The sequence below is a fragment of the Marinobacter manganoxydans MnI7-9 genome (assembly GCF_000235625.1).
GTDB classification, from domain to species: Bacteria; Pseudomonadota; Gammaproteobacteria; order Pseudomonadales; family Oleiphilaceae; genus Marinobacter; species Marinobacter manganoxydans.
In genome coordinates this window covers 36,471-48,607 of the sequence record NZ_AGTR01000015.1, presented here as the reverse complement: position 1 = coordinate 48,607, position 12,137 = coordinate 36,471, and the positions used below count along the sequence as shown (strand labels likewise).

Annotated in this window: 13 protein-coding genes; 9 read left to right on the top strand and 4 right to left on the bottom strand. The window is 58.4% G+C overall.

The features are described 5' to 3' along the window. Positions 1-56: 56 nt before the first annotated feature. From glyA to KYE_RS04255, 8 genes are all read left to right on the top strand, one after another. Positions 57-1,310, top strand: coding sequence for a serine hydroxymethyltransferase (glyA, locus tag KYE_RS04290; protein WP_008170771.1), 1,254 nt, complete (start codon positions 57-59; stop codon positions 1,308-1,310). 77 nt (positions 1,311-1,387) lie between these two features. Then, a complete protein-coding gene (nrdR, locus tag KYE_RS04285; RefSeq protein WP_008170769.1) occupies positions 1,388-1,906 on the top strand; it encodes a transcriptional regulator NrdR in 519 nt (172 codons plus the stop codon). Continuing rightward, a complete protein-coding gene (ribD, locus tag KYE_RS04280) occupies positions 1,903-3,018 on the top strand; it encodes a bifunctional diaminohydroxyphosphoribosylaminopyrimidine deaminase/5-amino-6-(5-phosphoribosylamino)uracil reductase RibD (protein WP_008170768.1) in 1,116 nt (371 codons plus the stop codon). The genes nrdR and ribD overlap by 4 nt, the downstream gene beginning before the upstream one ends. A 64-nt stretch (positions 3,019-3,082) precedes the next feature. Then, entirely contained in the window at positions 3,083-4,198 is a 1,116-nt protein-coding gene (gene ribBA, locus KYE_RS04275) for a bifunctional 3,4-dihydroxy-2-butanone-4-phosphate synthase/GTP cyclohydrolase II (RefSeq protein WP_008170765.1), read from the top strand. Between the two features lie 47 nt (positions 4,199-4,245). Further along, entirely contained in the window at positions 4,246-4,722 is a 477-nt protein-coding gene (gene ribE, locus KYE_RS04270; RefSeq protein ID WP_008170762.1) for a 6,7-dimethyl-8-ribityllumazine synthase, read from the top strand. Continuing rightward, positions 4,722-5,198: a transcription antitermination factor NusB gene (nusB, locus tag KYE_RS04265; RefSeq protein WP_008170760.1), complete on the top strand. Its 477-nt coding sequence runs from the start codon at positions 4,722-4,724 to the stop codon at positions 5,196-5,198. The genes ribE and nusB overlap by 1 nt, the downstream gene beginning before the upstream one ends. 3 nt (positions 5,199-5,201) lie before the next feature. Further along, positions 5,202-6,158, top strand: coding sequence for a thiamine-phosphate kinase (gene thiL, locus KYE_RS04260; protein WP_008170758.1), 957 nt, complete (start codon positions 5,202-5,204; stop codon positions 6,156-6,158). Beyond that, a complete protein-coding gene (locus KYE_RS04255) occupies positions 6,155-6,682 on the top strand; it encodes a phosphatidylglycerophosphatase A (RefSeq protein ID WP_008170757.1) in 528 nt (175 codons plus the stop codon). Before thiL ends, KYE_RS04255 begins: the two co-directional genes overlap by 4 nt. A 17-nt stretch (positions 6,683-6,699) precedes the next feature. Here the strand turns inward: KYE_RS04255 and KYE_RS04250 are convergent, their stop codons facing one another. The 3 genes from KYE_RS04250 to KYE_RS04240 all read right to left on the bottom strand — a co-directional run bounded on the left by KYE_RS04250 (position 6,700) and on the right by KYE_RS04240 (position 9,886). After that, entirely contained in the window at positions 6,700-6,903 is a 204-nt protein-coding gene (locus KYE_RS04250; RefSeq protein ID WP_008170755.1) for a DUF6316 family protein, read from the bottom strand. Positions 6,904-7,328: 425 nt separating this feature from the next. Next, positions 7,329-8,858, bottom strand: coding sequence for a WS/DGAT/MGAT family O-acyltransferase (locus KYE_RS04245; RefSeq protein WP_008170752.1), 1,530 nt, complete (start codon positions 8,856-8,858; stop codon positions 7,329-7,331). 116 nt (positions 8,859-8,974) lie between these two features. Further along, positions 8,975-9,886: a LysR substrate-binding domain-containing protein gene (locus KYE_RS04240; RefSeq protein WP_008170750.1), complete on the bottom strand. Its 912-nt coding sequence runs from the start codon at positions 9,884-9,886 to the stop codon at positions 8,975-8,977. 115 nt (positions 9,887-10,001) lie between these two features. Between KYE_RS04240 and KYE_RS04235 the strand changes: the two genes are divergently transcribed. After that, on the top strand, positions 10,002-10,988 hold the full coding sequence (locus KYE_RS04235; RefSeq protein WP_008170748.1) for a glutathione S-transferase family protein: 987 nt from the start codon (positions 10,002-10,004) through the stop codon (positions 10,986-10,988). Here KYE_RS04235 and ispB read toward each other — a convergent pair. After that, on the bottom strand, positions 10,981-11,949 hold the full coding sequence (gene ispB / locus KYE_RS04230; RefSeq protein ID WP_008170746.1) for an octaprenyl diphosphate synthase: 969 nt from the start codon (positions 11,947-11,949) through the stop codon (positions 10,981-10,983). The two genes, KYE_RS04235 and ispB, sit on opposite strands and share 8 nt — an antisense overlap. Between the last annotated feature and the right edge of the window lie 188 nt (positions 11,950-12,137).

The following is a 12,137-nucleotide window of genomic DNA, read 5'->3' as shown; positions in this document are numbered from 1 at the left end:
CTGCGGAGATCGCCAAAGCTCTCCGGGCCAGCCAAGCACACAGGGGCAGCGCATCCATGTTTAATCGTGAAATGAAAATCGCCGGCTTTGACGACGAACTCTGGAACGCCATGCAGGCGGAAGAGAAGCGCCAGGAAGCTCACATCGAGCTGATCGCGTCCGAGAACTACACCAGCCCCCGAGTGATGGAAGCCCAGGGCAGCGTGCTGACCAACAAGTACGCGGAAGGCTATCCGGGCAAGCGCTACTATGGCGGCTGCGAGTTCGTGGATATTGCCGAAGACCTGGCGATTGAACGTGCCAAAGAGCTGTTTGGTGCTGCCTATGCCAACGTCCAGCCGCATTCTGGTTCCCAGGCCAACTCGGCTGTCTTTATGGCTCTGCTCAAGCCTGGTGATACGGTTCTGGGCATGAGTCTCGCCCACGGTGGCCACCTGACTCACGGCGCCAGTGTCAACTTCTCCGGCAAGATCTACAATGCCGTGCAGTACGGTATCAATACCGACACTGGCCTTCTCGACTACGATGAGATCGAAGCGCTGGCTCTTGAGCACAAGCCAAAAATGATTATTGCTGGCTTCTCAGCCTACTCCCAGGAGCTGGATTTCGCCCGCTTCCGTGAGATTGCCGACAAGGTGGGCGCTTACCTGTTTGTCGATATGGCCCACGTGGCTGGCCTGGTGGCCGCGGGCGTTTACCCGGATCCGGTTCCCCATGCCCACGTGATCGCGACGACTACACACAAGACCCTGCGCGGTCCCCGTGGTGGGCTTATCCTGGCCTGCGATGACGCTGATCTGCAGAAGAAGCTGAACTCTGCGGTATTCCCGGGCGGCCAGGGTGGCCCGCTGATGCACGTGATTGCCGCGAAGGCGGTGTGCTTCAAGGAAGCCATGAGCGACGATTTCAAGACCTACCAGCAGCAGGTTGTGAAGAACGCCTCCGCCATGGCCCAGGTGTTTGTGGATCGTGGCTATGATGTGGTTTCCGGTGGCACCAGGAACCATCTGTTCCTGGTCAGCCTCATCAAACAGGACATTACCGGAAAAGATGCGGATGCGGCGCTGGGTCGTGCCCACATCACCGTTAACAAGAACGCGGTTCCCAATGATCCGCGGTCTCCGTTTGTCACCTCCGGTCTTCGCATTGGCACCCCGGCAATCACCACCCGTGGTTTCGGCGAGTCCGAGTGTCGCGACCTCGCTGGCTGGATCTGCGACATCCTCGATAACCTGGACGACGAGGCGGTCAACAGCCGGGTTCGTGAGCAGGTAAGTGCACTCTGCGCCCGTTTCCCTGTCTACGGCTAATCGTTTTATAGCTAGACTACAGGCATGACCTGCCGGGCCGACTTTTCGGCCCGGCTTCCTCTTCGGAGCTCCTGACTATGCATTGTCCCTTCTGTGGTGAAGCAGATACCAAGGTGATTGACTCCCGGCTGGTGGCCGAGGGTGATCAGGTGCGTCGCCGCAGGGAATGTCTCTCCTGTCGGGAGCGTTTTACTACCTTCGAATCTGCCGAGTTGGTGATGCCAAGGGTGGTCAAACAGGATGGTACCCGACAACCGTTTGATGAGGAAAAGCTGCGCGCCGGGCTGATGAAAGCGCTGGAAAAGCGCCCCGTGAGCATTGAACAGATTGATGCGGCTCTCAATCGGATCAAATACCGGTTGCGGGCGACCGGAGAGCGGGAAGTGAAGTCCATGCAGTTGGGTGAAGAGGTGATGACCGAATTGCGCCAGTTGGACAAGGTTGCCTATGTCCGCTTCGCCTCGGTATATCGCAGCTTTCAGGATATCAACGAATTCAAGGAAGAGATCGAGAGGTTGTCGGCCAGCAACGGTGAGGCAGCCGTGGATGTTGCCAAAGCGCTGGCGGATAACCACGCCCCGAAAGGCAAGGCATGATCGAGAACCGCGACAGGGCCATGATGGCGCGGGCTGTCCAGCTTGCGTGGCGCGGTCGGTACTCTACCCACCCTAATCCACGGGTTGGGTGTGTCATTGCCCGGGGAGATCTGGTTCTTGGTGAGGGGTGGCATGAGCGTGCCGGAGAAGCCCACGCCGAGACCCGTGCCCTGAGCCAGGCCGGTCCGGATGCCCGGGGTGCGACAGCTTATGTAACACTGGAGCCGTGCAGCCATTTTGGCCGGACGCCGCCCTGCGCCAGGGCGCTGATTGATGCTGGTGTTGCCCACGTCTACGCCGCAACCAAGGACCCGAACCCCTCGGTGTCTGGCCGTGGGCTGGACATGCTCAGGGAAGCTGGAATCCGGGTTACTGAAGGCCTGCTGGCGGAAGAAGCTGCCCGCCTGAATCCGGGCTTCATGAAACGCATGAACACCGGCCGACCCTGGGTGCGGCTCAAAATGGCGGCAAGTCTTGATGGCCGTACCGCCATGGCTTCCGGCGAGAGCCAGTGGATTACCGGTCCTGAGGCACGTCGGGATGTCCAGCGTCTTAGAGCGATCAGTGATGCCATTCTGACCGGTGTCGGAACCGTGCTCGCCGACGATCCCTCGCTGACAGTCCGTCGCGAGGAGCTCGGAGACATTGGCGATGCCACCGAGCCGTCCAGGCAGCCGCTGCGGGTAATTGCCGACCGGGATGCGCGCACGCCCTCCACGGCGAATATTCTTCAGGGCGGCAATGTGCAGGTGTTCTGTGCATCATCAACTCTGGCCACGGCGCCGGCCCAGGATTTGGCGGCACTGGGCATCAGCCTTACCGGCGTCGCCTGGAAAGACAACGGCATTGATCTGGCCGAACTGCTGGACTCGCTGGGGGAGCTGGGTATCAACGAGCTGCTGGTGGAGGCGGGACCGACTCTGGCTGGAACGTTCATTAGCGAAAATCTGGTCGACGAACTCTGGCTCTACCAGGCGCCGGTTTTCCTGGGCAGTACGGGGAGGCCGACCGCCCACCTGCCGCTGGAAACCATGGCAGATAAAGTACAATGGAACGTGCTGGATCGACGTCAGGTGGGTGAGGATCAGCGCCTGATTCTCACTCGCCGGTAATTCATAAACTCAGGATGTTCCGGAAGCCAACATTTGCCGGAGCGCCGCAAGGGTAAAAAACCACATGGCACTGAACAGCATTGAAGACATCATAGAAGATATCCGTCAGGGCAAAATGGTCATACTGATGGATGACGAGGATCGCGAGAATGAGGGCGATCTCGTGATGGCTGCTGAGCATTGCACGGCCGAAGCCATCAACTTCATGGCCCGGTTTGGTCGTGGCCTGATTTGCATGCCTATGACCCGGGACCGCTGCGAACAGCTGGGTCTTCCATTGATGGTGCAGCAGAACGCCTCCGGCTTCGGAACCAAGTTTACCCTCTCCATTGAGGCCGCTGTAGGCGTGACGACTGGCATCTCGGCTGCGGACCGTGCCCGTACTGTTCAGGCGGCAGTGGCGCGCAACGCCAGGGCCAGTGATCTGGTCCAGCCCGGCCATATTTTCCCGTTGATGTCTGATCCCGGCGGTGTGCTGAGCCGCGCCGGGCACACGGAAGCATCCTGTGATCTTGCGGCGCTGGCCGGCTGCGAACCGGCGGGTGTGATCTGCGAGATTATGAATGACGATGGCTCGATGGCTCGTCGGGAAGATCTGGAGCGGTTTGCCGAAGAGCACGACCTCAAGATCGGCACCATTGCCGATCTGATTCATTACCGCACCATGAACGAACGCACCGTGGAGTGTGTGGAAGAGAACGACCTGGACACCGAGTACGGCGTATTCAAACTTCGGACCTATCGCGACAACATCCAGGGAGCCACTCATCTGGCCATGTTGATGGGAGATATTTCCCCCGACGAACCGGCCTTTGTACGGGTCCACATCACCGATACCCTTCGGGATCTTCTGGGGGCCCGCCGCAAGGATTCCCGTAGCTGGCCTCTACATCACGCATTGGAGAAAGTGGCGGAGGAAGGCAAGGGCGTGGTTGTCCTGCTGAACAGTGCCGAGGACAGCTACAATCTGGAAGACCGGATCCAGGAATTCTTTGATGAGGGTAAGGGCTCCTCCGGCAAGGGAAGCTCCGGCGTTTACTTCACGGTTGGTACCGGCTCCCAGATTCTCCGGGATATTGGTGTTGGCAAAATGCGCCTGCTGAGCCCGCCGATCAAATTTTCCGCCATTTCCGGTTTCGATCTGGAAGTGGTCGAATACGTTCCCTACACCCCCGAATGATAAACCCGGTCGTGGCCCCGATGCCGCGACACGTGAAGGAGCCATCGATGGCAGATATCAGAGTAATTGAAGGTGATTTTACCGAGTGCAGCGGGCGCTATGCGCTTGTAGTGGGCCGTTTTAACGGCTTTGTTGTGGAAAGCCTGGTAGAGGGCGCGCTGGATACCCTGCGCCGTCACGGTATTTCCGATGACGACGTCACCATCGTCCGCGTGCCGGGAGCCTATGAAATGCCCCTGGCCGTCAAGCGCGTTGCCGAAACCGGTGAGTACGATGCGATTATTGCCCTGGGTGCAGTTATCCGTGGCGGCACACCGCATTTCGAGTATGTTGCCGGCGAGGCCTCCAGCGGCCTTGGCGCGGTCAGTCTTGATACCGACGTGCCGGTAACCTTCGGTGTGCTGACGGTGGATTCCATCGAACAGGCCATCGAGCGTTCCGGAACCAAGGCCGGTAACAAGGGTGCCGAAGCGGCAATCACCGCCCTTGAAATGGTCAGCCTGTTCAAGAAGCTGGGTGAGTAATGAGCGAAACCGAAGGTACATCACCGCAGCCGGCTCCGTCTGGCCAACCGAAAGCCGGTGATCGACGCCGTGCCAGGGCCCTCGCCATGCAGGGGCTCTATCAGCGTCATTTCAGCAAGACGGCGATTTCTGACATTGAAGCTGAGTTCATGGTCGACAATGACATGAGCAAGGTCGACCTGCTGTATTTCCGGGATCTGCTCCGTGGGGTACATCGCGAGCAGGGCGAACTGGACAAGCTGATCGAGCCGTTCCTGGATCGGCCTATTAAAGAGGTTGATCCCGTGGAACTGGCGATTGTCCGCCTGGGAGCCTATGAGCTCAAGCATCGGCTTGATGTGCCCTACAAGGTGGTCATTAACGAGGGCATTGAAATGGCCAAGCGCTTTGGTGGCACCGAGGGCCATAAATTTGTTAACAGCATTCTCGACAAGCTGAGCGGCCGACTCCGGCTTGCCGAGACCCGCGCTCGCTAGTCGATGGGCGAATTCGAGCTGATTCGCCGTTACTTTCTGCCGCTTGCCGGGCGGCAGGAATCCGGATCCCTGATCCTGGGCCCAGGGGACGATTGCGCGATTCAGCGTATTCCCGCAGGCCGGGACCTTGTCTTTTCTGTGGACGCCCTCGTGGAGGGTGTCCACTTTCCCCGAAACTACCGTCCCGATTATCTGGGCTGGCGAGCACTTGCCGCCGCTGCCAGCGATCTTGCTGCCATGGGTGCCGACCCGGAATGTTTCACGCTTGCACTGACGCTGCCAGCCGTGGATGAGCAGTGGCTTGAAGACTTCTCGATGGGATTGCGAAAGGCCAGCGAGGCGTTTGGTCTGGAGCTGGCCGGCGGGGATACCACCTCCGGGCCGCTCACCCTGAGCCTGCAGGTGCATGGCACTGTAGAGCAGGGAGCCGGGATTCGACGCTCCGGCGCCCGTCCCGGAGATCTGATTGCCGTGTCCGGAACCTTGGGGGATGCCGGCGCCGCTTTAGACTATCTTTCGGAACCTGCCCCTTCCGCTGACATGCTTGCCGTGCTCGAACGCTATCACCATCCCTGGCCGAGACTGGATCTGGCAGGTGCTATACGCCAATATGCCACTGCGGCGGTTGATATCTCTGATGGTTTGCTGGCAGATCTCGGGCACATTCTTTCCGCATCAGGGGTCGGTGCCCGGATCGAGAGTGCCAGGATGCCTCTTTCGCCAGCGCTTGTTCGGCTAAAGGGTGAGAAGGCCCTGGATTGTGCACTGCGCTCCGGAGACGATTACGAACTGTGCCTGTGTTTCTCGCGAGAAAACTGGGAGCGTGCCCCGGAATCACTGAAGCGCCAACTCACCGTGATCGGCTTCGTTGACGCTGAGCCGGGCCTGTATCTCGACGGTGTCGATTGCAGTTTGGAAGCGGTGCCCGCCGGGTTTGACCATTTCAGGAGTGAATTATGAGTCAGGAAGGCGAGACCCCGGAACCGGAGGCGCCGGCAGTCATACTCCCGCCGGGATTCTTGCGTAACCCGGTGCATCTGCTCGCTTTTGGTTTTGGCAGCGGTGCAACGGCGAGGGCGCCCGGCACCTGGGGCAGCCTGGCCGCCATTCCGCTGTGGTACGTCTTCGCCTGGTTGCCGCCCGTGGGCTACTGGCTGGTGGTACTGGCTGCTTTTATCGTAGGTATCTGGCTCTGCGGAAAGACCGCTGAAGACCTGAAGGTTCACGACCATGGCGGCATTGTCTGGGACGAATTCGTCGGGATGTGGATTGCCCTTGGCCTCTTCCCTGACACTATCTATGGGGTTCTGGGGGCGTTCGCTCTGTTCCGGCTTTTTGACATTGCAAAACCGTGGCCCATCAGTTGGCTGGACCAGCACCTGCCTGGCGGTTTGGGTATCATGGTTGACGATGTTATTGCCGGCGTCATGGCCCTGATCTGCCTGTGGGCAGTAGACGTGTGGCTGGTGCCCGTCATGGTCTAGACGGGCACGAAGGCCTGTCAGTGAAGCTGTTGTTCTTCCGGCAGCATACGGACCACGTGCAGAAAGCGTTTGAGGCCTGTTTCCGCCCGCTCCCGTGAAGCGAACGGGCCACTGTCAAACCCTTCCCGGGTGGTAAAGTACCATTTGCTCCCTACGCAGAAGAATCGACTACTGCGAAAGGGAACCGGCCCTTCTTCTCCGGTCCTGCGATGGGTGTCCATGGCGTCTCCTGTACTGCCCGCTTTTCGTTCTTGCTTCTCGGGCGCCGCGTTAATATCTGCCGATCTGTTTAAAATTAACCCAATTCGGGGCGAATTCAACATTTTTTTACAATTTTACGGGTTGGGTCTCAATCGGGATCTGCGTTGAAAAAGCCGGAGTGGGTCAGCGAAGCCCGCCGTTGTCTTGCACTCGTCAGAATGCTACCAAAGCGGCGGAAGCCGGGGAGACCTATGGGTTCGAATTTGATCGGCCCGAGTCGCGTCAGGAGGCCGAGCAGGAAATGCCGGAGTTCTCCGGCAAGTGCTGAAAACGCGCTTGAACAGTTGAAAACCATTTGGGAAACAGCGAGTGACGAGGAAAAGAAAGCGTTTCTTCGTTGGGCGTTCGAATAAGCGAGTCTTGCTTGACCGTTTCCGGGTCCGGTTCAGGCCCGGAAACGTTTCAGGGCTTTCTTGAGAAGCCCCTCCATCGCGGTCATGGCATCATCTGCGAGGGTCTGTGTTGGGGAGGCTGCGATGGGTTCTTTGGTTGCCTCTGTTCCGAGCCGTTCCATGGCTGCTTCAATGGCGTTGAGGCTTTCATCCACGTGAGACTGCAATGACTCTCCGTGGGCCACCACATCGGGGCAGGTGGTGAAATTCAGTGTCAGCCTTCCCTCATAGCTCACCGCTACAATAACCAGTCCCATACTGTCGAACAGCGGCGCCGTATTGTATTGCTGAACCAGGCGTGCCCCCTGCAGATACAGTGGAACCTGTGGTCCGGGAACATTGGTGATTGGCAGATTGAATACCGGCTGGTAACGCTGGGCAATTTGCAATTCCGAGTAAAGTCTTGCGGAAAGCGCCAGCATGGTTGAAGGCAGCAGTTCCGTCAGCCGATCTGCAGCAATAGCCTCCCGGTAGGGCTCCGAGGCAACCGCGTTCCAGTGTATGCGCCGTATCCGCTGGGCAGGATCGGTTTCATCGGTCGCGAGATCCAGCAGCATGGCAGACATCTGGTTCCCGGTGGCTCGTCGTAGGCTGTTGGAACGAACCGAAATCGGTGTCATTGCCACCAGGGATTTGTCGGCATTGGCGCCCTCGCTGATCAGATAGCGCTTCAGGGCCTCGGCACAAAGGCCCAAAACCACATCGTTCAACGTTACGTCCCCGAGAAACGCCTTGATCGCCTTCAGGCGCGAAAGCTCCACGCTGGGGGCGACAATCTGCCGATTTGCCGTAATCTGCCGATTGAAAGGGCTGTTTGGGGCGGAAAACAGGGGCAGCGGGAGTGGCAGTTTGCGTAATTGCTTCTGGATCAGTCCCCGGGCTGTAGCCTCGGCTGCGTTGAACGCCAGAGAGGTGAACTGCAGTGGCGTGCGAATGATGTTCGCACCGGCCTGGAGCATGACCCGTTCTTCCGAGGGTTCTGGTCTGGGCTGCCAGGGTCGAGGTGGCGCAATCGGGCTGGGCTCGGGCGTATACTCCAGTAGTTTGCCAATAATCTCCTCGCCACTGAAGGCGTCGATGGCAGCGTGGTGCAATTTGACGATCAAAGCGAAGCCATCACTGCCGGTGTCCTGCTCGTCCAGTTTGAAACCGTCTACGAAGGTGATGTGCCACAGCGGGCGGTCCCTTTTCAGAGGTTCTTCCAGAATCCGTGAGGCCAGCGTCATCAGGCTTGCCTTGCGGCCGTGTTCGCCCAGATTAACGTAGGCAAGGTGGCGCTCGATGCTGAAATCGGGGTCATCAATCCAGTAGGGGCGGCCCAGGCGCAGGGGAATTTCTTTCAGGCGTTGCCGGAAAACCGGCACAACATGCAGGCGGCTTCGAAGGTAGGCGACAAAGGTGCTGAAGGCCAGCGGTTTCTCCCGTTCGGAAGCATCGAAGAGGTAGATGCCTCCGATGTGCATCGGTGTGGTTTCCGACTCGAGATACAGGAACGAGGCATCCAGTTCCGACAGTTGCCGCATCAGAGAGCTCCCTTCGGCGTTGGTTTCAGCTGCAGTATAAACGAAGTGCCCGCGCAAACGGTTGACTCATTTGCCTGGTATGACTTCGAGTTGGAGTCATACCATTTGCTTTATTTTCAGCTTGTTAGCCAGTCTGAAACGGCTCCCTCCGCGCTGAGTCGGTCCCAAAACCACATCAGGGCCTTGCCCTGGTCCTCGGCATGCCTGGCCAGTTGCAGTTTGATTGGTTGTCGCGATTCCTGCACTTCCTTGATGACCAGCTTGCCTTCCTTCAGTTCTGCGCTGATTCGTGCCCTTGGCAACCATCCCACGCCGAGGCCGGCTACCTGTATGGCGATCTTCTGGTCAATGTTGGCCACCGTCAAGGTTCGCTGGCGGTGGAATATGCCGGCGTGGCCCGGGGGCAAGGACCTTGATGTGTCTGCAGCGACGGCTGCCGGATAACGGGAGATTTCGTCCTCGGAGAGCGGCGCTTCGGCATCGGCCAGGGGATGATCGGCGGCAACGGCAAAAACGAACGGCATGTCGCCCAGGGATTGGGTTGTGTAGTTTCCCGCTGGCTTGCTGAAATTATCGGCGCCGATGATCAGATCCACGCGGCGGCTTTGCAGAGCATCCCAGGTTCCGGCAAAGACCTCTTCCACGATTTGTACATCTACCGGTACGCCCAGCTCATAGAATTCCCGGATTGCCGGAAACAGGCATTCCGCCGGCAGCAGTGAGTTGAACCCGATCCGTAACCGCGTTTCCCAGCCCTGGGCGACCTGGCGCGTGGTGTGCGCGAGGTTTTCTGCCGCCTCGAGCAGTGTGCGGCCCTCTTCCAAAAGGTAGCGGCCGGCCGGTGTCAGTCGGGCGCGGTGACCGGTTCGGTCGTAAATGGCGACATTCAGGTCTTCTTCCAGCTTCTGCACGGTGTAACTGATGGCGGAGGGAACCCGGAACAGTTCGTTGGCGGCACCGGCGAAACTGCCTTTGCGGTCAATGGCATCAAGGACTTTGAGGGCGTCAATGGTGATGGCTGTATGCATGTTCGAATTATCTGAGGTTGTTGGCCAGAAATGCTTGTTTGAGAGCGTAGCAGGGTCCCCGGTATTCTGCCTGTATTGATTTCATCATGTTCAGGAATTTTAACGGGAGGGCTTTATGGGCCTGCTGATTGATGGCAAATGGCACGACAAGTGGTATGACACCGACAAGACTGGTGGCAAATTTGAACGGGAAGCGGCGCGTTTCCGGAACTGGGTGACCGCCGATGGCTCGCCGGGGCCGGATGGCGAAGGCGGTTTCAAGGCGGAATCCGGGCGCTATCACCTGTATGTCTCAATGGCCTGCCCCTGGGCGCATCGGACGTTGATTTTCCGGAAGCTCAAAGGTCTGGAGAAGCACATTTCAGTGTCAGTGGTGCACCCTGACATGGTTGAAAACGGCTGGGAATTCCGGCCCGACAGCGAGCAGCACCGGGACCATCTCCATGGATTCCGCTTCATGCATCAGGTCTACACCAAGGCTGCACCGGAATATTCTGGCCGGGTAACAGTGCCGACCTTGTGGGATAAAAAGAAAGAAACGATTGCGAGCAACGAGTCGGCCGAAATTATCCGGATGTTCAATTCGGCATTTGATGGCCTTGAGGGTGTTCGTACCGATCTGGATTTCTATCCCGGGGAGCTGCAAGAAGAGATTGATTCTGTGAACGCCCGGGTTTACGACACGGTTAATAATGGCGTTTACAAGGCGGGCTTTGCCACTGCGCAGGATAAGTACGAGGAAGCCTACAATGCGTTGTTTGATTCTCTCGACTGGCTTGAGGAGCGGTTGTCTTCTCAACGGTATCTGGTCGGTGGCCGGCTGACCGAGGCTGACTGGCGGTTGTTCACCACGTTGATCCGGTTTGATGCAGTGTATTACAGCCACTTCAAGTGCAACCGCCAGCGGATCAGCGATTTCCCGGCGCTTTCTGCCTACGTTCGGGACCTCTACCAGGTGCCAGGCGTGGCGGAGACCGTGGATATTAATCAGATCAAACGCCACTACTACGTAAGCCAGAGAACCATCAACCCGACTCAGATAGTACCGGTTGGTCCGGAGCTGGACTTTGACTCACCCCACGGGCGTGAGTCGCTTAGCTAACTCTCGCGACTGCGACCTCGGTCAGCAGTTCCATGGCTTCTTTATGGCCTGAGTCTGGAAGGGGGTGAAGGCAGGTCTGGGCCAGTTCCGCCTGCTCCCGCGCTTTTGCCATGGTGTATTCGATTGCGCCTGAGCGCTCAACAATATCGAGGATGCGGGGCAGATCGTCCAGGCCGCCCTTGCGGATGGCCTGACGGATCAACTGCCGTTCTTCCCCGGTGCCATGGTTCATGGCGTGGATCAGCGGCAGGGTGGTCTTGCCTTCAGCCAGATCGTCGCCCACGTTTTTGCCCATGGCTTCGGCGTCGCCGCGGTAATCCAGGACATCGTCCACCAGCTGGAAAGCCAGGCCCAGATGCTTGCCGTAGTCTTTCAGGCCCAGCTCCTGCTCTGCATTGGCGTTGGCAAGCAGTGCGCCGGTGTGGGAGGCGGCTTCGAACAGCATGGCAGTCTTGTTGTGGATGACCTTCATGTACTGCTCTTCGGTGAGGTCCGGGTTTTTCACGTTCATCAGTTGCATAACCTCGCCCTCGGCGATTACCGCCGTGGCGTGGGACAAAACGTCCATGATTCGCAGGCTTTTCAGCTCCACCATCATCTCGAAAGCACGGGCGTAGAGGAAATCACCTACCAGAACGCTTGGCGCGTTGCCCCAGCGGGCGTTGGCGGTGCTTCGGCCGCGGCGCATGTCCGAGGTGTCTACTACATCATCGTGCAGCAGGGTGGCGGTGTGCAGGAATTCGATCACGGCTGCGAGCTTGAGGTGGTCGTTTTCCTCGTAGCCGGCGGCCTGGCTGGAAAGCAGAACCAGTAGCGGTCTCAAGCGCTTACCGCCGCTTTCAATGATGTACTGGGCGATTTTCTCCACCAGGGGAACATCTGAGGAAAGCCGCTGGATGATCAGATCATTAACGCGGCTGAAGTCGTCGGCCACGGTGTCGTAAATGCGCTGGGCTGTCATGCGGCTTGTGGATCCCTTGCTGGTGTTATCGTCGTTACGATTGTTGATATTAAAGGCAGGTCGCGGCAATGCTAGGTATTGCCGAAGGTAGTGTCAACTTGGCTTGTGTTGCGGTGCGTCTTTTCGTACAATCACGCGCCCAACTCATCCCAACCTGCGCTCCCTGCTATAGGGTCGCCAGAGCGCCT